We start from the raw sequence: 19609 nt of genomic DNA on the forward strand, positions 1-19609 counted from the left end.
TATAAATTAAACACTTCTTGAAAAAATTATTTTATAGAGTAACCTCCGTCTATAATAAAGTTTTGCCCCGTAATCCATCTCGATTTATTAGAAATTAAAAATAAAATCATTGGGGTAACATCCGCCACTTCCCCTATGCCTAAAGGATGCATTTCAATTATCTGATTTACATTTTCTTCACTTAGTTGACTAAATAATTTCTCTGTCATTGGCGTGTTTACGATTCCAGGTAAAACAGCATTTACTCTAATTTTTCTTTTACTAAATTCAAGAGCACTCGCTTTTACCATTCCTATTATTGCGGCTTTTGTTGAACAATACCCAATTTTACCTGACTGGCCTAAAACACCCATAACTGATGATAAAAAAACTACACTAGCCCCATCTTTGCTATATTTCTTCTTTGTAAAATACCTGAGTAACTCTATTCCTGAAAAAACATTTATATCATAAATTGTTTTCACTTTACTTGGATTAAACATTCTTAATGGAACTGTTTCCTCCATTCCAGCACAATGTATTAAGGCATCCAATTTTTGATCCTTCAAGTTAAATGTTTTAAATAAATTTTCAATTTCATCAATATTACTTAGATCAAAAACAAATTCCTTAATAAGATCCTTATGTTTTTTTGTAAAAGATTGAATTTTAGTAAAATCTCTACCAACCGCATAAATGGTATGATTTCCAACTATCAATTCTTTTAGTGTTTCAAAACCTATTCCCGAAGTTGCCCCAGTTAATAAAACGTTCATACTAAAACTTATTTAATTAAATTTTTCCAATCCAATTCTTTCTATTAGCGACTGAATAGTCGTTAATGAATTTATATCTTCCGCATTTAAGGTTACATTGAACTCATTAGTTACAAAACTTATTAATATCATGGCACCCATAGAGTCCCATTCATCTAAATTCTTAATTACAGTTTTAAATTTAATTTCTGTTTCTTCTATTTCTAACTCTTCTTGAAAACGTTCTAAAAATTCTTTTTTCTTCATCCTTTTTTATTATTATAATTTATTATTTATTGTAACTAAACCACCACACCAAGACAAACCTACTCCGAACCCCATAAGTAGTATCTTTTCTGATTTGGCTATATTTTTTAAATTGGAATATTTTTTTAAGGCAATCGGTATGGTATTGGAAACCGTATTACCGCCATCCAATAAATCAATAAAAAACTTATTTTTATCAATTTTAGTTCTCTTCCTTAAAAAATTGAGCATAAATGCATTGGCCTGATGAAAAATAAACTGGTCAACAGCATTTTTTTCAATATTATTTAATTTCAAAACAGATTCTGTAAATTTTGGAATAGCATTGGATGTGAAATTAAATATTTCAGGGCCATTCATATATAAATGATTATCAGTGTAGTTATTGTCAGAACCATACTCTTTTAAACTTGGATCAACTTGGTATTGGAATTTACTTCCTCCATTTTTAACAATTAATTTTTCAGCACCCGAACCATCTGTTCCAAAAGAAAAATCCCCCAACAATTCTTCCTCAGAAGTACTTATCAATGTTGCAGTAGCCGCATCCCCAAAAATAGCTCTATTAGATTTATCTTGTTTATGAATATACTTTGAATATGTTTCTGCCGTCACTAATAAAACATTTTTTGTCTGCCCCGAATTAATTAATCCTTTTGCCAAGCTTAAACCATACGTATAGCCTGAACAACCCAAATTAAAATCCAATGCTCCAATATTAGTTCTTAGACCACATGCATCCTGTAAGATACATGCTGTGGTTGGCAAAAAATATTCTGGACTTTGGGTGCAGTATAAAACAAAATCTATTGAACTTTTATCAATATTATTATGTAATAATTTATTCACTGCTTTAATAGCTAGTGAAAGTGCAGTTTCATTCTCACCAACCACATATCTCGTGCGAATACCAACCTTATTCTCGAATTTTGAAAAATTATAATCTGGAAATTCTTTTAACAAAACATCGTTTGTAATTGATTTTTCAGGATAAACATATTCAATTCCTTTAATATACGCTCCCATAATTTAACTTACTTAATATTTTAAAATTGCTTTATCTTATTCAATATAATTAAAACATCTCAATCATAGATTTAGAACTAAAATCAAATTTTTCATTTAATGTTTTAAAATGTTTTAAAATGTTTTCTAAATATATTAAATTATCTTCCATTTCATACCCAAAATTATGCGGGTGCCACCATAAATGATAAACTTTATTGTTTTTCGCTGCATAGGTCATCTCCCGTTTTATTCTTTTAAACTTTAATTCTTGGAGTATCTTCTCCTTTTTGGAATAAGCACGTAAGAACCTACTTGCTGGTAATAAAAATACTTTATTTTTATTATGAAATCCGTCAAAAGATAATTTTTTGCTAATTGAAAATAAAGTATCTAATGCTCTAGCGAATGCCATAGCTCGTGAAGTTTTTTTCCAAAACCAAACATCAGGATTTGAGCGGACAACTTTAATTCCATTTTCTATTGCAATTTCAATATATTCTGAATTGAACTGATTCCTTGGAAATACCAACGATTTCAATTCTATATTAAAATTTTCCTTTGATAAACTTTGTGCAGCTTTTAAATCAGCTTCAAACTGCTTTATATTTTGTCCTTCCTCATTGCAATAGTAATGTGAAAATGTATGTGTTGCTAACTCTTGGTTAGGTGTTTTAATAATCTCAGAAATTAGAGAATTGGCATAATGATATGGATCGTCTTCTTCATTTAAACCAATTTTATTTAAATCTATAAAATTGTAATATGACAAACTGCTGTTTTTATAAGTAGGTCTCAATTCTGGACAAAATTCAATTAGCTGTTTTTTATTTTTTGCGAACAAAAAACCCACTGTTGCCCAAGTAGCATGTATATCATATTTTTTAAAAAGCACCAAAACATGAGGTATGCTCTCTCTTGTTGTTTTAAAATATTCCTTCTTACTACTTAAATCATTTTTTTCAGCAGCACCCCAATTTAGCTCAAAATCCAATGATATTACAAACTTTCCTTTATCCATAATTTTAAACAGTATCTGAATCAGAATAACTAATAAACCAATTCTCTCTTTTATTAATAATATTTGTTAAGTTTTTATTAAAAGACCGAGCACCAAAATGCAATTCAATTGGTTTTAATTTCTCCGGCATCTTTAAAAAAAATTGTTTCTTAAATATTTTGTGATTAGGTGAATGTTCAAAGCTCCAAGCTAAAATACAATCTGCTTTTTCTTTTTTTATTCTATCAATTGCATAATTTAGCAACAATTTTCCAACTTTAGGTTCTTCTAAATTATACATCAACTCCATAATATAGGCAATTTTACCATTATGCTTCTCCTTTACTGTATAAATAACAAAACCTAAATATTGACAGTTTAAATCATAACAATGAGAAATTTTATAATTTTCATTTGGTTTTTGAATATATCTCCATTCTAAATAGGCCTTGTCTCTATGAATAGCCACATTAATATTTTTTGAAAAGTTTTTCCAAATAGTATTTACGTCATCTGGAAATTTATTTTCTTCTTTAATTTGAAATTTATTATTCTTTTTATAGCTAAAAAACGACAATTTAAAATCTGGAAGAAAACTTAATACCGAAATTTTATCAGTAAAATACCTAGACCTCAGCGGTTTAATAACAAAAGGAACTGGATCTAACACTTCCCAACCCAATCTTTTTCTAAAGCTATAAATTGAGTTCCCATTAGGGAAACCATAAACCAATGAAATCCCTTTTTCTTCAGCCTTATTATACACATCTTTCGCCAGTTTAATAAATAACCCTTGACCTCTATAATTAACATCGGTCATGGTATCCAATGATTGCGTAGCTGTATAGGTTTTATTTTTAATTTTAAATTTAACACAGAACAACGCATATATACCAGCTGTTCTATTATTCTCTTCGTCAAATGCAATATGAACAATTGAATTCTTCTCAGAGTTATTTAAAAACTGCCATTTTATGTTTTCAGTTTTCTTTGGGCTTCCATTTAAATCAAAGCAAGTTTTAAATTTATCCAAAGTTTCATCTTGTAATGGGTACTTTTTAAATTCATTCATTCTAATATTTCTTTGAAATGGTTGATATAATTTCTAAAATCGAATAATTTTGAATTATAAGTTTGAGTTTTCATACTCAATAATTCTCTTTGACTTATTGAAAGAGGTTTTTCTAATGATTTAATTAATTCTTCAATTGAATCATTGTTTATAAAAAAGCCATTTTCTCCTTCTTTTAAAAAATCTTCGATATTGCTATTTCTATTTGATAATACAGGTAAACCACAGGTAATTGCTTCAACAAATTTTGTTGGAAAACCAGCTTTATTTGTCAAAGTATTATCTCTAACAAATATGGAGTAATCACATTTCTTTAATTTATTTATAGCCTCTCTATGAGATAATTTCCCATAAAATTTAATAAACTCTTCTTTCCCTAAAAGCTTTTCAGTAAAATTTGGATAATATGTTAAAAAATCTTCTCTAGTACTTCCTACAATATGAAAAACAAACTCATATTGTCTTTCATAAATTAAAAGAGCATCTATTAAATAATCTAACCTATCTTTTTGTCTCATAGTATCTAATGAAAAAGGGGCTCCTACATAAATAATGTTTTTTTTATTTGAAACGTTTATGTCATTTTTTTTCCATTTATCGTCATCACTATCCGTTAAAGGAGGTACCTTTATAGTTCTAGTACCTTTTTTATTATAAAAACTTTCAAGATAACTACTAATTACAATAACTCCATCCAATTTTGGATGAACCAAAAACATTCTGTTATAAATATCTAATTTCTTTATATATCGTTTAATTCCTTTCTCTCCTTTCTCTAACTCATACCACTCAGTACAGTCTGCAATTATTTTAACCTTTTGTCTCCTACCCCATTTACGCAATAATGAAATGGATATGGACGGAGAATTATAACAAATTACAGCTTTAACATTTTCTTGTTTTTTTATAATATTTATATAAAGTTTAAACGCCGTTATATATTTAAACCAGGCAAGTACATTACTTGGATATTTTTGAGAATAAACACAAAACCCAAAATGATTTTCTTGAATATATTCCGCTGCAATGGTTTTATTAATTCCTACAAAAACAGTTTCATAACCCAAAGACCTAATTGCTTTTGCATTAGACACTACTCGATGAGTAGCTGGATTTTTGTCAGGAAATTCAAATGCTCCTATATAAACTATTGTTCCTTTACTCATATTTTTAATATTTATTCCAAACAACGCGATTAATATAATCTGTATAAGAAATAATTATTCTTAGAACTTTCTCTGAAACATTCGGCATAGAATAATCTCCAACAGCTCTTAAGGTTCTTTCTGTACCTCTTTTTTGGTTTTCAATAACTTTTAATCCTTGCATAATTCTTTCGGTATTTAAACCAACCATCATTACAGCTGCTTCTTCCATAGCTTCTGGCCTTTCATGTGCATCTCGAATATTAAGAGCAGGAAAATTCATAATAGAAGACTCTTCAGATATAGTACCGCTATCTGAAAGTACTGCTTTTGCATTTTTTTGCAGATTATTATAATCGTGAAAACCCAAAGGCTTCATCAATTTTACCAAAGAATTAAATTTTACCCCAGTTTCATTTATTTTATTTCTTGTACGAGGATGTGTAGAAACAATAACAGGCATTTTATAATGTTCTGCAATTTTATTTAGCGTTTCTACTAATTTTAAAAAATTATCAGAATTTATATTTTCTTCTCTATGAGCAGAAATTAAAAAATAGTTTTCTTTGGTTAATTCTAATTTTTCTAAAACGTTAGAATCCTCTATTTCTTTCTTGTATGCTAAAAGTACTTCATAAATTGGCGAACCTGTTTTTATTATTCTATCTGCAGGTAAGCCCTCTCTTAAAAGATATTCTCTTGCAATATCACTGTAAGTTAAGTTGATATCTGCTGTATGGTCTACAATTTTTCTGTTTGTCTCTTCTGGTACTCTTTGATCAAAACAGCGGTTACCAGCCTCCATATGAAAAATTGGAATTTTTCTCTTTTTTGCAGCAATGGCACATAAACAAGAATTGGTATCACCTAATACTAAAAAAGCATCTGGTTTTGTTTCTTCTAGTACAGGATCAATATTTATTAAAATTTGTCCTGCAGTTGTAGTTGCATTACCTCCTGCCGCATTTAAAAAATAATCCGGTTTTCTTAACCCTAAATCTTCAAAAAAGACTTCATTCAATTCATAATCATAATTCTGTCCAGTATGTACTATTATATGTTCTATGCTTTCTGTTTCATCTAATTTTAGAAGCACTCTAGACAGTCTTATAATCTCTGGCCTTGTACCTACTACTGTTAAAACTTTTAATTTTTTCATTTATTTTATTTTTTCTACAATCTAATTATTTTGTAGGTTTAAACTTCATTTTACTTAAACTTCTGCAAAATATGTATCAGGATTTTTTTGGTTATAAGGTTCGTTAATCCAAAAATTGGTATATAAAACCTCATCTCCAATATTCTTAATATTATGTGTATACCATATAGGCATATCTACATAAGAAGGTTCATCACCATCTAAATAAAAATCTAACACCTCATCTGTTCCTATTTTACGTAATTGAATTAATGCTTTACCTTTTATTACAGCAAAACGTTCTATTTTTCTGGTATGATAATGATTACCTCTTGTAATTCCTGGTACTGTTGTAGAAAACGAAACTTGCCCACCAACACCTAGTCGTATTATTTCTACAAATGAACCTCTAGGATCTGTATGCTGTGTAAATTTAACAGGGTAATGCTTTTTAATGTTCATATAACATCTAAAAGTATTAAATAAATTTAATTGAAATGTACTTGTAATTTCTGGTATTTCTCCCTTATCTTGATAAACGTTTTTGTAGTTTTTTAATAAAGATAATAGTTCTGACACCTTTGCTTCAGAGGTGTGTTTTATACTATAACTAGCCTTGTTGATTTTTTCTTTTATTACCTTAATTATCTCAGAAACTAACTCGCCAACATAAATTAATTTTAACTGACCATCGACTTCTATTTTGGGCTCTTCTCCATTAGCTACTTGATGTGAAAAAGTAGCAACCACAGAATTGTAATAAGGTTCGCCAAATGGGCCAAATACATTTGGAATAATCATTCCTGTAAACGTTGCATTTGCTTTTAAACTCCAATCTGCTAATAGTTCTCTTCCTTCTTTCTTAGATTTACCATATAAATTATCTCTGTCTTCTTGTGATGATGACGAAATAATAACATGTGCTTTACTTTCTGTTCTATTTAATGAGGCTAACAGAGTTTTTACTAAACCTGTGTTGGTTTTATAAATTACTTCTTGCTCATTATGCCTATTTAAAGCTGCTAAATGAACAATAACATCGCAACTTAAAACATATTCATCAAGTTTCGTTTGGTCTTCAAAAAAACTTCTGTCAAAATTTATACAAGTAAAAGTTTCTGGTTCTAAACCTATGGTGTTATACAAATGTGTTCCTACAAAACCACTTTGTCCGGTTATTCCTATTTTTAACATCTCTCTTTTTTATTTTTTTATTTAAAATAATTTATATCAAAGCGATACTCATCATTAACCTCTCCAATACTGTAATCTGAAAGCGCCATTAATTTAGATTTTTCTTCTAGTGCCTGAATGCTTGTTATATATCCTTTTGGTATATGTAAAGTATCTAAACTACTAGAGTTCAAAATAAAAACGCTACTTTCTAAATTTTTTGAAGGCGTTTCCCAATTATCTATGGTAATTACACGAATCTTAAAACTACCTTGAACTGCAGAAAACCAACGTTGTTCTATTTGATGTCCTTGCCAACCTCTAATAAATTGCACGTCTAAATTTTCAATAAAATAAACTCTCTTAACTTCTGAAGTGTTGAAATCATTATTAAATGATAAAGTACCTCTTTGGTCTATATGGCTACTTCCTTTAATAACTTTAGGTGAAGTATACATCTAACTTGGCATTTGAATAATATCTTCTCCAAAAACTTCTTTTCTTATTAAAGGCAATTGAGCTAATAGTTTCTTCATGCCTTCTACGTCTTGTTGTTCTGTATTGTGAGAATGATAATCTTCAATTTGAGAAATATCTTGTTCTCCTTCAGAAAAATATTGTGCGTAATTCAAGTTTCTGTTGTCAGCTGGTATTCTATAGAAATCTCCCATGTCTTCCGCTTTTATCATTTCTTCTCGCGTACATAGCGTTTCATATAATTTTTCTCCGTGTCTTGTTCCAATGATTTTTATTTCAGTATCCGCTTTGCACATTTCTTTTAAAGCTTGCGCTAAATCTCCAATGGTACCTGCTGGTGCTTTATTTACAAATAAATCTCCTGAATTTCCATGTTCAAAAGCAAATAACACTAACTCAACTGCTTCCTCTAAAGACATTAAAAAACGAGTCATTTTTGGGTCTGTAATTGTAATCACTTCGTTGTTTTGAATCTGCTTCAAAAACAAAGGAATAACAGAACCTCTTGAAGCCATTACGTTTCCATATCTGGTAAGACACACTGTTGTGTCGTTTAAGTTTCTTGAAGCTGCGATGGCAACTTTCTCCATCAAAGCTTTAGAAATCCCCATTGCATTGATAGGGTAAGCGGCTTTGTCTGTACTCAAACAGATTACTTTTTTTACTTTATTAGCTCCAGCTGCATCTATTACATTTTGAGTTCCAAAAACATTGGTTTTTGTAGCTTCCAATGGGAAAAATTCACAAGAGGGTACTTGTTTTAATGCTGCTGCATGAAATACATAATCGACACCTCTCATAGCTCTTTCTATACTAGAATAATCCCTTACATCTCCAATATAAAATTTTAACTTATCATTTTTAAGTTGGTTACGCATATCGTCTTGTTTCTTTTCATCACGAGAAAAGATGCGTATTTCCTTGAAATGGTCTGTGTGTAAAAATTTATTTAATACAGCGTTCCCAAAAGAACCTGTACCTCCAGTAATTAAAAGTGTTTTATATTTTATTTTCATATTAGTTTATTTTCCAAATATTCTTTTTAGTTCAATTTCTTTAGAATCTCTATCTAGATGACCTATACCCAAAGATCTTTTTTTTATTTCCTCAAAATATTTATCAACAGTCTTTATTTTTTTTGCAGGTATACCAACAACCACCGAATTTTCTTCTATATTTTTAGTTATTATTGAACGAGCACCAATAATGACATTATCTCCAATAATAATCCCTGGCATAATTATAGTTTCAATTCCAAGGTAAACATCATTTCCTATATTTATAGGTGCTGTTAATTCTAAAGAAGGTAATTTTTTTCGAAGAATTAACGTACCTCCATCATGATTTATAAATTTACAACCATCTGTAATATAAACATTATTTCCAATAGTAATTAAAAAAGGCTCTGTTCCCCAAATATTTGGAGAATTACCATAAATTTTACAATTCTCTCCAATTGTAACCCCCATAAATCTTGAACATTTAATTGGATCTATTTTAAAATAAATGAAAAGAAATATTTTTCTAATTATTTGAACTCCCTTAAACCTATATTTCACAATTAATCATTTTTTGATAAACACTTTCAACCTGATGCAATATTTTTTCTTGTGAAAAATGTTTTTTAATATTTACGATTGCCTTACCTCCTAATTCCTTTCGTAACTCGTCATCATTAACAAGTAGATTAATAGAATTAACAATTTCCAAAGAATTTTTTGGAGATATTAATATTCCATTATAACCATGCTTTATAACTTCTGGATTCCCACCAACATTAGTTGCTATAACAGCTAGTCCTAAAGAGCAAGCTTCTAAAAGTGCATTTGATAAATTTTCATGAAGAGTAGCAAACAAAAAAATATCAGACTCCCTAAGGATTGCCAACACATTATTCTTATCCTGTTTATTCAAGAAAAAAACTTTTCTTTCATTTATCTCCTTTACTAAAGTACTTTTAAAATTCATATTATTTGGTTCGTCACCTATAAAAACAAACTTTACTCTTTGGTCATCTATTCTCTTTATAGCATCACATATATATGTTACACCTTTATCATATATAATTCTTCCAACTATTACCACAATTAAACTATCTTTAGAAAGATTTAATTTTTCTTTAATATTAAATTGCACAATGTTTTCATTAAAAATTTCAGGTGCACTATTATGTATCGCTCCTATTAATCTTCCCTTGGTGTTGTTTTGAATAAAACCTCTTTTTTCCATGGCTCGACAAACCGTGTAAACCTGGTTTGATAAGCGCAAAGTTAGTGGCTCTACAATTTTTCCAAAAATAAATCTTAATTTCGGACTAAGACCAACAGCATCAATAGCAGCTCCCCTAACGGTTAATAATATTTTTTTTTTAGAAAATTTAGCAGCAACAACTGCATGAAAACCAGACCCTTGAAGCCCACTTACATGAATTATATCTGGGTTAAATTCATTTATTTGATTTCTTAAATCTCTAATTAAAGAAAAATTTATTTTACCTCCTGCATGCGTTTTTTGAGTTAAAAACTGAAAATTATAATGCTCCTTAAGATAAGAGTCTGCTATTAGTCTAGATGCCGTATTTGGTCCACTTACCTGATTTGGCATTATAATATGCAACATTATTTTTGGTTTTTTATTTTCTATTACCATTATAAAATTTTAATTATATAAAGTATTTTCATGAATTAGAATTTGGCTTTCAGTAAAGCGGTATTTAATTATTTTTGCTGGATTACCACCAACTATAGCATAAGGAGGTACAGACCTTGTTACAACAGCACCTGCAGCTACAACTGCTCCCTTACCAATAATAATACCTTTTAAAATCGTCGCATTACACCCAACCCATACATCGTCACCTATAATTACATCTAAGTCATTTTCCGGTAATTTATCTTTAACATCAATCATAAATTTTCCTATAACATCAATTCGATGATTACCTCCACGAATCGTAACATGAGGCCCAAACATCACATTATTTCCAACAATAATTTTAGAGATTGCTGCAATGAATGAAGCATGACTACCAATATAAATTTTATTTCCTAGTATAATATTCGAATATGTAAATTCACAATCGTAACCAACATAAACATTTTCACCACATTCTGCAAATACCATCTTTTGAAAATGAGCTTTTAAAGCCTTAAATTTTCTGGAAATCAGCAAATAAGTTTCAGCAACAATTTTAAACATAATAGTTAACATTTTAATTAATATAAAAAAATAATTTTATTAAGTGGTAAAAAAAAATCAAAAACAATGATGATTCCATAAGACTAAATTTCTTTTTTATAATATTTTTTGCTTCTTAAATACAATGCTAAAATTAATAGAAATGACGCCGCATTAGACAAGGTATGAAATAACTGATTATTGGCAGGAATCATCAACCAAAAAATAAAAAACTGACCTAATAATACATATCCATGAGGGTTTCCAGTTCGTATAGTTCTGTTCCATATTACAGAAAATTGGTAGCTTGCCCAAACCATTATAAATGGTATTCCATAAAACGAAAAATCTGATGCTAACCAAGGAAATATAGTAGACCAAACACTCATAGCAGGATACCCATTTACTAGCTCATTCCTAACCAGATAACTATTTTCAAAAAAATCTGGAGCACTCAAATATTTTACTAACATTTCTGATATTCCTCTAAAACTAGTAAAACCAAAGGTGGGTTCAAAAGGCAATCCTAAACAATAATCGAGACCAGTATAACCATGCGAAACGTAAAAGCCTAAAACTTTTATCCCTTCCAATAAATTATTATCAGTACTAATTCTATTGCTTAAAAAAAAAATAATAACAAATACGCCTAAAGCCATCGCAGCAAAAACTTTAAATCTACTACTTTTTTTCATTTTTTTATAAGGTTGGGGAGTAATTGCTTTTTTCTTTTTTATAAAAATTAAAAATATTGGAATTATGGACATTAGTATTGTAGCAATTGTAATCATGGAGCCCACTAAAAATGAAGTTATAAAATAAATAATAGCCGTTAAAATTATTAATATTTTTATTTTTTTTTGTAATTGTTTCCAATATAAAACAGCAAAAGTAAAGAAAATGTATTTAGTTCCAGATAATAGCGTAAGCAATATACTAATAGATGAACTGAAAACTGCGTTGTTCTCAAAATTATCAGGATTTCTAACCATAAGTTTTATATTAGAATAGGCTAATCCAGGATTTTTTAAATAGAATAATATATCGCTATTATTATTATAAAAGGAGTAGACAATTCCGTAAGAGGTAATAATTACAATTATGGCACAGACAAGGAGCACTTTATTGACATTAATTTTTTTTCGCCATATTGAGTTTATTCCAAGTTTAGCGTCAGAGATTTTGCTGTGCAAATTATTTGGTAAAAGATACCCAAAAAAAGTTGCTATTGTAATTATTATCATAAATAATAATCCATAGAAATTAGGTGAATCAGCAGAAAACAAATGAAACAAATACGTGAAATTAAGATATAATAATACTATTTTAATTGGTGTATAATCATACTTAGATTTAAATGTTGGTAGCTTAAAATTAGTCCTTTTCATTATTTACGAAATTATGGCAATTCTATACTCTAAGAACTCCTTTATTACCTTATTATAATTATTATAATCAAAACGTTTTAACGCGCTATCAAAAGCACTATTAGACATTTCTTGCAATTTTTCATCAGACAAAGCAATTGCTTTTTTAATCGTTTCATAAAATGCATTGGCCGAATTATCAGCTACAAGTAAACCATTTTCACCATCAATAATATAGTTTTCTAAATCGCTAGTTAAATTTAAAATTACTGGGACACCTGAAGCTAATGCCTCTGGAACTTTAGAAGGAAAACCAGCTTTAGAATACCTAATAACTGGCCGTAATAAAAATATAAAATTAATTTTAGCTAAATAATGCTGCACTTCTGTTTTAGAAATTCTTCCTATTACGGAAAGGGAATCTCCTAAACTTTCTGTTATTTCTCTTCCATTGCTTATTCTTTGTTGTAGCGTTTCTATAGTACAACCTGCAACAATTACTTTTATTTTTTTCTTTTCTTGAACACTAAGTGCAGCAAAACCCGCCAAAGCATTACCAATTGGATCATTCGGTAAAATTGATCCAGCGTAAAAAAATGTAAGAGGCGGTGTTTTAATTAAATTATGTGCTGCATAATCCTTAATAACAATCTGTGGCGGTAAATTAATGGTATTACATCCCTTTAACTTGTAGTACGTTTCTAAATAGGTACTAATACAAATAATATTTTTCGCTTTAGCAATTAAATATTTATTAGTCAGGTTATGCATGATATATTTAATATCATATTTACCATGTTTAAACTGAAAACTATTATGCCATTCTGTAGCATCTACTAAAGCAGGTATTTTATTATTTTTTAAATAGTGATGCAAAAAAAATGAATAATTTTTATATGAAGAACATATTAAATAAATTTTTTCTCTTTCTTCACGGGTTAACGTAGTTTTTAGTATCTTTTTTATGTTATATCTATTGCCAATTCTTTCCAATCTTTTAAGGTTTGGTTTAAAATAGCTTTTATAGGTTATACCTTTAAAAACATATTTACCGGTTTGTTTATTTAAATCTTCTTTCTTTTCTAAAGTATTTGTTAAAACAATAACCTTATACCCTGCACTTTTAAAAGATAATGCCATCGCATAAATTCTATTAGCATTTGCATCTCCACTAGGAAAAGACGAAAAAGTGTAAATTACTATAAGGTTTTTCATATTAAAAAATCTATTTCTTGTGAGCTACTTTAAACTTGTAATAATAATAATAAATTAATATTAAATAGGTTAATCCAGCGATTAATTTGGCGTAAGCTGCACCGTAAACCCCGTACTTAGGGATAAATAACACACTGGTTATCATTAAACTACCTCCAACATAAAAAGCAGAATTTCTTAGTGCTTTACCTTTTCCATTTGCTCCTAAAAATCTATTAAAAAAATCTCCAAAACCATATAATACAACGCCAATACTAACAATAAAATTAAGTGGTATTACTTCTGCATATTCTTCGCCATAAAAATAATTAACAAATGGCGGCACCAAAACCCATACTCCAATTAATGCCAAAACACTTAAACCCATGGTAATTAATATTAGCTTAGTTGGTATTGCTTTTAAGCTAGAAAAATCTTTGTAATGGGTTGTAGCAATTGTATTTGGAATTAAAGATAAGGGTAAAGAAAAAGTAATAGCTAAAGAAAAATAACCTACGCCACTATTATCTGAAGAAAAATAACCAATTAGAATTTGTGAAAGACTAGCAAAGCCTAGAGCAAGTAAACTGCCTAAATAAACATTAAAGCCAAATACATTATTATACTTTTTAATATCTTTAAATCTTTTATTAAAAGATTTAAATGATATGTTAAGCTTTAAGATAATGTAAGAATAAACTAAAATTTGAGTTATAAAAAAAAACAGTAATGTTAATTTTAATTTAGACAATAGGGTATTATTGTAAAAAATAAATAAAACAGCAACCGCAATTCCAAATAAAACTTTAGGTATTAATCGCGATTGCGCCAGAAGTTTAATTTGATTATCTGATTGAAGTAAAGTTTCGAAATAAAGTTTTAATAAAAATATAAAACCAATAGGTATAGATAATAAAAATATTGAATCTAACTTTTTAAGTTTTAAGTTCTCATCAAAAGTTCCATAAAGAAATAACACTAAAGACATTAAAATAAAAATTCCAAAAAGAATAATTAATGCTGCGCCATAATATTGTTTTGCTCGCAAAGGATTATGATTTAAAACTAAAGAACGGCTCGTAGCTTGGATAAAACCAAAGGTAAAAATTGTTATTGTAAAAGCGAAAACACTATTTATAAATTGATAATTACCATAATCTTCTGCTCCTAAAAAACGCGTTAAAAAAATACTAACTAAAATGCCGACAGGAATAGTAATAATGTTTACGGCAAAAAGACGAACGACTTGATTTGTTCTGCCATTCTGCATAAAATTCTTATAAAGATTATGAATATTCATTTTCTAGCTAGCATTTACTTAATTTATTCCAATAAAAATTTAAATAATATTAGTAATCATAATTTCTAATATAAAATATTAATAATTAAGAACACCTATTTAATAATACTCAATACCTACTTTGTATAAATCTAACCCTATTTACTGCTTTCTACCATTAAATATCACAGGATTATTTTGTTGTGATTTAATTTATTCAAAATCTGTCGCTATAAATTCTTCCCATTCTATAAATAAGTCCAAGCGATCGGTATTAATTAATGCCTCATATTTAGAGTTAATGTAATTTATCTTTTCTAAAGATTTAAAGTGATGTTTTTTTAGCTACTTCAATTGCTTTTGAGTTATAGACATTTAACTTTAGCTCCTCTTTTTGTTAATTTATTAATTATAAAAATAGAAGATAATTACCATATATCGTCTGTTTCTAGTTTAAAAATATTTATTATTTATATTTCAACCCTTATTCCTTATTTTCTTAAATTAATACGTTCAAAAACATAATTCCTCACTTCTGTAAAGAACAATTTTACTTTACAGGTTCTTGTCTTTTACTTTATCTGTAAGAATATTTTTAACATCATACACTACTGAGTTATTACTTTTAATTTTAGTAAAATCAATCTCTAAAAATTCTTTATGCGAAACTGTTAATACAATAGCATCAAATTTTTCATTCGGTAATGTTTTGGTAGAAGTCAAATTATACTCATATACAACTTCTTCTACATTAGCCCAAGGGTCATAAATGGTAACATTTACCCCATACTCTTTTAATGCCCCAATAACATCAACTGCTTTTGTATTACGAACATCAGGACAATTTTCTTTAAAAGTAATTCCTAAAACTAAAATAGTAGCATTTTTTATTCTAATATCTTTTTTTATCATTAATTTTATCACTTCTGAAGCTACATACGCCCCCATACTATCATTTAACCTTCTCCCTGCTAATATAATTTCTGGGTTATACCCATATTCTTGTGCTTTTTGTGCCAAATAATACGGGTCAACGCCTATACAATGGCCACCTACTAAACCGGGTTTAAATGGTAAAAAATTCCATTTTGTGCCTGCAGCTTCCAACACATCGTGGGTATTGATATCCATTAAATTAAAAATCTTTGCCAATTCATTCACAAACGCAATGTTAATATCTCTTTGTGAATTTTCGATTACTTTGGCTGCTTCTGCAACTTTAATGGTAGGTGCTAAATGCGTACCAGCAATAATTACAGATTTATATAAGTTATCTACTTTTATACCAACTTCGGGAGTAGAACCAGAAGTTACTTTTAATATTTTTTCTACCGTATGTTCTTTATCTCCTGGGTTGATTCTTTCTGGTGAATACCCGGCAAAAAAGTCTTTGTTAAAAACTAAACCTGAAACTCTTTCTAATACAGGAATGCATTCTTCTTCGGTTGCACCAGGATATACTGTAGATTCATAAATAACAATATCGTCCTTTTTTAAAACATTCCCAACAGTTTCACTTGCTTTTACCAAGGGAGTTAAAACAGGTCTGTTATTTTTGTCAACAGGCGTTGGGACGGTAATAATATAATAATTACAATCTTTAATATCTTCTAAAGAAGTAGAACATAACAATCCGTTTTCATTAGTTGATTCATTAACAAGAACTGCTTTCAATACTTCATCAGAAACTTCTAATGTAGCATCTGTACCCGACATTAATTCAGTAACCCTTTTTTCATTGATATCAAAACCTACAACAGGAAACTTGGTTGCAAATAATCGAGCTAATGGTAAGCCTACGTATCCTAGGCCGATTACAGCTATTTTAATTTCTTTATTCATAATTATATTTCAGGGAATAGGGATTAGGTAATGGGGAATAAGGACTGGAATTAACCACAACCTAAAAACCACTATTTGTATCCTCTATTCGTTTATTCATTTATTAATTTTATTGATTAATGCTGTAAGCATTTTAGCGATCCCTATCAATTCTTCTTTTAATTTATTTTTATCCGATTGAACATATCCCAAGTTTTCAGAAATAATTAACTGAGTTTCAACTTCTACCGCAGATGCCCTAGCAATATACAAAAACCTAACAAAATCTTTATCTGATTTCCTACCAGCTCCTTCCGCTATATTAGAAGGTATTGAGACCGCAGCTCTTCTCAATTGACTTGTCAATCCATACATTTCATGATTAGGAAACTCACTAGTTAATTGATAAACTTTGGTAACAAAATCAATTGCTTTCTGCCAAACTAATAAATCTTTATGTGTTTTCATCCCTAATCCCTAATTCCTAATACCTAGTCCCTACTACCTACAACACCTACAAATTCTTCCAATACCAATCCACAGCTGCTTTCAAGCCTTTTTGTAAAGAAAACTGTGGGTTATAATTCAATAAGTTTTTGGCTTTATCAACACTTGCATGCGAATGTGGAATATCTCCTAATCTATTTGGGCCATGAATTACTTCAACTTCTTTAATCTTTGAATTGTATTCAGATAAAAATTCTTTTAAGTACCGTAATAAATCATTCAAGGTGTTTCTATCACCATACGCAACATTATATACGGTATTAACTGCCTTTTTATCTGCAACCAAACTCAATAAATTTGCCTGAATTACATTATCTATATAAGTAAAGTCTCTAGAATAATTTCCATCTCCATTAACCGTTGGTGACTCTAAGTTCATTAACTGACTTACGAATTTCGGGATGACAGCCGCATAGGCTCCATTTGGGTCTTGTTTTCTTCCAAAAACGTTAAAATAACGCAAACCAATGGTTTCTAATCCATACGTTTTTGAAAAAACATCTGCATATAGTTCATTGATATATTTTGTAACAGCATAAGGAGATAAAGGTTTCCCAATCACCTCTTCTACTTTTGGAAGTGCTTCAGAATCCCCATAAGTAGAAGAACTTGCAGCAAACACAAAGCGCTTTACATTATTGTCTCTACAAGCCACCAGCATATTTAAAAAACCACCAACATTCACTTCATTAGAAGTAATGGGGTCTTTAATAGATCTTGGAACAGAACCTAAAGCTGCTTGGTGTAATACATACTCAACACCTTTCGTAGCTAGTAAACAATCCTCTAGATTTCTAATATCTCCTTCAATAAAAGTAAAGTTTTTGTTTTCTAATAAAGGAGTTATGTTTTCTCTTTTCCCAGTCGCAAAATTATCGAGACAAACAACTAGGTTATTTCTTTTTAATAATTCTTCACAAAGGTTAGATCCTATAAAACCAGCGCCTCCTGTTACTAAAATTTTTTTATTCGTTAAGTTAATTTCCATTCAATCTATTATTTTTCAATGCGATTAAAAACTAAAATAGAACAACATAGCGGCCCTATTAGTTAACTAAAACATTAAAAATGTTTTAGTGATTACTAGAATTTTGCTATTGAAACGAAAAAAAAAAAGTCTAATTTTTGAAAATACATTATATCATCAAAATTTCAGTATATTTTTTTGGGGAGTAATCAGTATTCTGAAAGTTAATTTTATCATTTTTCTCTAGCAAAGAATTCGCCACAAATATATACTTTATTTTTTAGTAGCAAAAGGATGTTTTTCCCCTTTTACAATAATTGCGTTATTCCTAATTTTTTGGGCTATTTTTATAGATTCTTTTGCATCCACCAAGCCAAAACCTTCTCCTTTTAAAATTTGTTGATAGCTTTTTGTGTGCAATTCTGTAAAACCTGAACTAAATTCTAATGCTTCATCATTGATGATAATAGAACGAAAAGTTCTTTGTCCTAATTTTTGAATATGTTCTGGCAATGAATTCTCATCAATCGACAAAAACCAACGTACCCGTGCTTTCTCAAACTCTAAATAGCCAGCAGATTTATCTTTCTCTCTTAAATGCACACTATTTTCTTGTACCTCACCAAACAACCACGCTAACATATCGAAAAAATGAATTCCTATGTTGGTGGCGATGCCTCCAGATTTGCTTTCATCTCCTTTCCATGAAATGTCATACCATTTTCCTCTTGAAGTAATGTACGTTAAATCAACATCATATTTTGTATCCCTATTCTCGGATTCTATTTTTTTCTTTAAAGCGATGATGCTTGGATGCAATCGTAATTGTAATATCGTGTGTATTTTTTTACCAGATTCCTTTTCGATATCCAATAGGGCATCTACATTCCAAGGATTCAGAACCAAGGGTTTTTCGCAAATAGCATTTGCACCACTTCGTAACGCCATTCTTATATGCGCATCGTGTAAATAATTGGGCGTACAAATACTTACATAATCTAAAAGCGTTCCGTTTCTTTTTAATTTTTCTATATGACGATCAAAACGTTCAAACTCTACAAAAAAACTAGCATTCGGGAAATAACTATCCATCACACCTACACTGTCAAATTTATCTAAAGCACATAATAAATTGTTATTCGTGTCTTTAATTGCCTTTAAATGTCTTGGAGCAATATATCCTGCAGCACCTATTAATGCGAAGTTTTTCATATTTTTTCGTTGTTTGCGTTTCGATGTTCGTTGGTCGTTGTTCGTTGTTCGATTTTTGTTATTCGTTATTCGAT

At 29.3% G+C, this 19609-nt stretch carries 20 protein-coding genes; all 20 read right to left on the reverse strand.

From position 1 onward, the window contains the following. Window positions 1-26: 26 nt before the first annotated feature. Window positions 27-755 carry an SDR family NAD(P)-dependent oxidoreductase gene (locus tag LPB03_RS07045; protein WP_083187041.1) on the reverse strand — a complete coding sequence of 243 codons (729 nt, stop codon included), beginning with the start codon at window positions 753-755 and terminating at the stop codon, window positions 27-29. A 12-nt stretch (window positions 756-767) separates the two neighbouring features. After that, a complete protein-coding gene (locus tag LPB03_RS07050; protein WP_065318590.1) occupies window positions 768-1001 on the reverse strand; it encodes an acyl carrier protein in 234 nt (77 codons plus the stop codon). A 12-nt stretch (window positions 1002-1013) separates the two neighbouring features. Further along, window positions 1014-2027, reverse strand: coding sequence for a ketoacyl-ACP synthase III (locus LPB03_RS07055; protein ID WP_065318589.1), 1014 nt, complete (start codon window positions 2025-2027; stop codon window positions 1014-1016). Between the two features lie 49 nt (window positions 2028-2076). Beyond that, entirely contained in the window at window positions 2077-3027 is a 951-nt protein-coding gene (locus LPB03_RS07060; protein WP_065318588.1) for a polysaccharide deacetylase family protein, read from the reverse strand. Between the two features lie 4 nt (window positions 3028-3031). Beyond that, window positions 3032-4078, reverse strand: coding sequence for a GNAT family N-acetyltransferase (locus tag LPB03_RS07065; protein WP_065318587.1), 1047 nt, complete (start codon window positions 4076-4078; stop codon window positions 3032-3034). Further along, window positions 4075-5244, reverse strand: a complete 1170-nt coding sequence (locus tag LPB03_RS07070; protein WP_139058939.1) for a glycosyltransferase — start codon at window positions 5242-5244, stop codon at window positions 4075-4077. Before LPB03_RS07070 ends, LPB03_RS07065 begins: the two co-directional genes overlap by 4 nt. Window positions 5245-5248: 4 nt before the next feature. Then, a complete protein-coding gene (gene wecB, locus LPB03_RS07075; protein ID WP_065318585.1) occupies window positions 5249-6382 on the reverse strand; it encodes a non-hydrolyzing UDP-N-acetylglucosamine 2-epimerase in 1134 nt (377 codons plus the stop codon). A 54-nt stretch (window positions 6383-6436) separates the two neighbouring features. After that, on the reverse strand, window positions 6437-7555 hold the full coding sequence (locus LPB03_RS07080; protein WP_065318584.1) for a polysaccharide biosynthesis C-terminal domain-containing protein: 1119 nt from the start codon (window positions 7553-7555) through the stop codon (window positions 6437-6439). A 17-nt stretch (window positions 7556-7572) separates the two neighbouring features. Continuing rightward, window positions 7573-7992, reverse strand: a complete 420-nt coding sequence (locus LPB03_RS07085) for a WxcM-like domain-containing protein (protein ID WP_065318583.1) — start codon at window positions 7990-7992, stop codon at window positions 7573-7575. Then, a complete protein-coding gene (locus tag LPB03_RS07090; RefSeq protein ID WP_065318582.1) occupies window positions 7993-9027 on the reverse strand; it encodes a polysaccharide biosynthesis protein in 1035 nt (344 codons plus the stop codon). Window positions 9028-9033: 6 nt separating this feature from the next. After that, the gene (locus LPB03_RS07095; protein WP_083187038.1) at window positions 9034-9480 is read right to left on the reverse strand and encodes an acyltransferase; all 447 of its coding nucleotides are present in this window, start codon (window positions 9478-9480) and stop codon (window positions 9034-9036) included. Window positions 9481-9559: 79 nt separating this feature from the next. Beyond that, window positions 9560-10660, reverse strand: coding sequence for a glycosyltransferase family 4 protein (locus tag LPB03_RS07100; RefSeq protein ID WP_065318581.1), 1101 nt, complete (start codon window positions 10658-10660; stop codon window positions 9560-9562). Window positions 10661-10669: 9 nt separating this feature from the next. Next, window positions 10670-11209, reverse strand: a complete 540-nt coding sequence (locus tag LPB03_RS07105; protein ID WP_197497428.1) for an acyltransferase — start codon at window positions 11207-11209, stop codon at window positions 10670-10672. An 83-nt stretch (window positions 11210-11292) separates the two neighbouring features. After that, window positions 11293-12180, reverse strand: a complete 888-nt coding sequence (locus tag LPB03_RS07110) for a hypothetical protein (protein ID WP_157579354.1) — start codon at window positions 12178-12180, stop codon at window positions 11293-11295. Window positions 12181-12579: 399 nt separating this feature from the next. Next, the gene (locus tag LPB03_RS07115) at window positions 12580-13770 is read right to left on the reverse strand and encodes a glycosyltransferase (RefSeq protein WP_065318578.1); all 1191 of its coding nucleotides are present in this window, start codon (window positions 13768-13770) and stop codon (window positions 12580-12582) included. A 10-nt stretch (window positions 13771-13780) separates the two neighbouring features. After that, window positions 13781-15049, reverse strand: coding sequence for an oligosaccharide flippase family protein (locus LPB03_RS07120; protein WP_065318577.1), 1269 nt, complete (start codon window positions 15047-15049; stop codon window positions 13781-13783). A 534-nt stretch (window positions 15050-15583) separates the two neighbouring features. Then, on the reverse strand, window positions 15584-16870 hold the full coding sequence (locus LPB03_RS07125) for a nucleotide sugar dehydrogenase (protein ID WP_065318576.1): 1287 nt from the start codon (window positions 16868-16870) through the stop codon (window positions 15584-15586). 96 nt (window positions 16871-16966) lie between these two features. Next, window positions 16967-17317, reverse strand: a complete 351-nt coding sequence (locus LPB03_RS07130; RefSeq protein ID WP_065318575.1) for a four helix bundle protein — start codon at window positions 17315-17317, stop codon at window positions 16967-16969. Window positions 17318-17363: 46 nt separating this feature from the next. Next, a complete protein-coding gene (locus LPB03_RS07135; RefSeq protein ID WP_065318574.1) occupies window positions 17364-18344 on the reverse strand; it encodes an SDR family oxidoreductase in 981 nt (326 codons plus the stop codon). Window positions 18345-18596: 252 nt separating this feature from the next. Further along, the gene (locus LPB03_RS07140) at window positions 18597-19535 is read right to left on the reverse strand and encodes a Gfo/Idh/MocA family oxidoreductase (protein ID WP_065318573.1); all 939 of its coding nucleotides are present in this window, start codon (window positions 19533-19535) and stop codon (window positions 18597-18599) included. Between the last annotated feature and the right edge of the window lie 74 nt (window positions 19536-19609).

It is taken from the genome of Polaribacter vadi (genome assembly GCF_001761365.1).
GTDB lineage: Bacteria > Bacteroidota > Bacteroidia > Flavobacteriales > Flavobacteriaceae > Polaribacter > Polaribacter vadi.

What these genes read in the sequence shown, in the direction of transcription:
- LPB03_RS07090 (WP_065318582.1), bottom strand. Translation starts at nt 9,027, where the DNA reads ATGAAAATAAAATATAAAACACTTTTAATTACTGGAGGTACAGGTTCT.
- LPB03_RS07125 (WP_065318576.1), bottom strand. Translation starts at nt 16,870, where the DNA reads ATGAATAAAGAAATTAAAATAGCTGTAATCGGCCTAGGATACGTAGGC.
- LPB03_RS07140 (WP_065318573.1), bottom strand. Translation starts at nt 19,535, where the DNA reads ATGAAAAACTTCGCATTAATAGGTGCTGCAGGATATATTGCTCCAAGA.
- LPB03_RS07080 (WP_065318584.1), bottom strand. Translation starts at nt 7,555, where the DNA reads ATGTTAAAAATAGGAATAACCGGACAAAGTGGTTTTGTAGGAACACAT.
- LPB03_RS07100 (WP_065318581.1), bottom strand. Translation starts at nt 10,660, where the DNA reads ATGGTAATAGAAAATAAAAAACCAAAAATAATGTTGCATATTATAATG.
- LPB03_RS07050 (WP_065318590.1), bottom strand. Translation starts at nt 1,001, where the DNA reads ATGAAGAAAAAAGAATTTTTAGAACGTTTTCAAGAAGAGTTAGAAATA.
- LPB03_RS07110 (WP_157579354.1), bottom strand. Translation starts at nt 12,180, where the DNA reads ATGGTTAGAAATCCTGATAATTTTGAGAACAACGCAGTTTTCAGTTCA.
- wecB (WP_065318585.1), bottom strand. Translation starts at nt 6,382, where the DNA reads ATGAAAAAATTAAAAGTTTTAACAGTAGTAGGTACAAGGCCAGAGATT.
- LPB03_RS07045 (WP_083187041.1), bottom strand. Translation starts at nt 755, where the DNA reads ATGAACGTTTTATTAACTGGGGCAACTTCGGGAATAGGTTTTGAAACA.
- LPB03_RS07070 (WP_139058939.1), bottom strand. Translation starts at nt 5,244, where the DNA reads ATGAGTAAAGGAACAATAGTTTATATAGGAGCATTTGAATTTCCTGAC.
- LPB03_RS07115 (WP_065318578.1), bottom strand. Translation starts at nt 13,770, where the DNA reads ATGAAAAACCTTATAGTAATTTACACTTTTTCGTCTTTTCCTAGTGGA.
- LPB03_RS07120 (WP_065318577.1), bottom strand. Translation starts at nt 15,049, where the DNA reads ATGAATATTCATAATCTTTATAAGAATTTTATGCAGAATGGCAGAACA.
- LPB03_RS07105 (WP_197497428.1), bottom strand. Translation starts at nt 11,209, where the DNA reads ATGTTTAAAATTGTTGCTGAAACTTATTTGCTGATTTCCAGAAAATTT.
- LPB03_RS07130 (WP_065318575.1), bottom strand. Translation starts at nt 17,317, where the DNA reads ATGAAAACACATAAAGATTTATTAGTTTGGCAGAAAGCAATTGATTTT.
- LPB03_RS07065 (WP_065318587.1), bottom strand. Translation starts at nt 4,078, where the DNA reads ATGAATGAATTTAAAAAGTACCCATTACAAGATGAAACTTTGGATAAA.
- LPB03_RS07085 (WP_065318583.1), bottom strand. Translation starts at nt 7,992, where the DNA reads ATGTATACTTCACCTAAAGTTATTAAAGGAAGTAGCCATATAGACCAA.
- LPB03_RS07095 (WP_083187038.1), bottom strand. Translation starts at nt 9,480, where the DNA reads ATGGGGGTTACAATTGGAGAGAATTGTAAAATTTATGGTAATTCTCCA.
- LPB03_RS07135 (WP_065318574.1), bottom strand. Translation starts at nt 18,344, where the DNA reads ATGGAAATTAACTTAACGAATAAAAAAATTTTAGTAACAGGAGGCGCT.
- LPB03_RS07055 (WP_065318589.1), bottom strand. Translation starts at nt 2,027, where the DNA reads ATGGGAGCGTATATTAAAGGAATTGAATATGTTTATCCTGAAAAATCA.
- LPB03_RS07060 (WP_065318588.1), bottom strand. Translation starts at nt 3,027, where the DNA reads ATGGATAAAGGAAAGTTTGTAATATCATTGGATTTTGAGCTAAATTGG.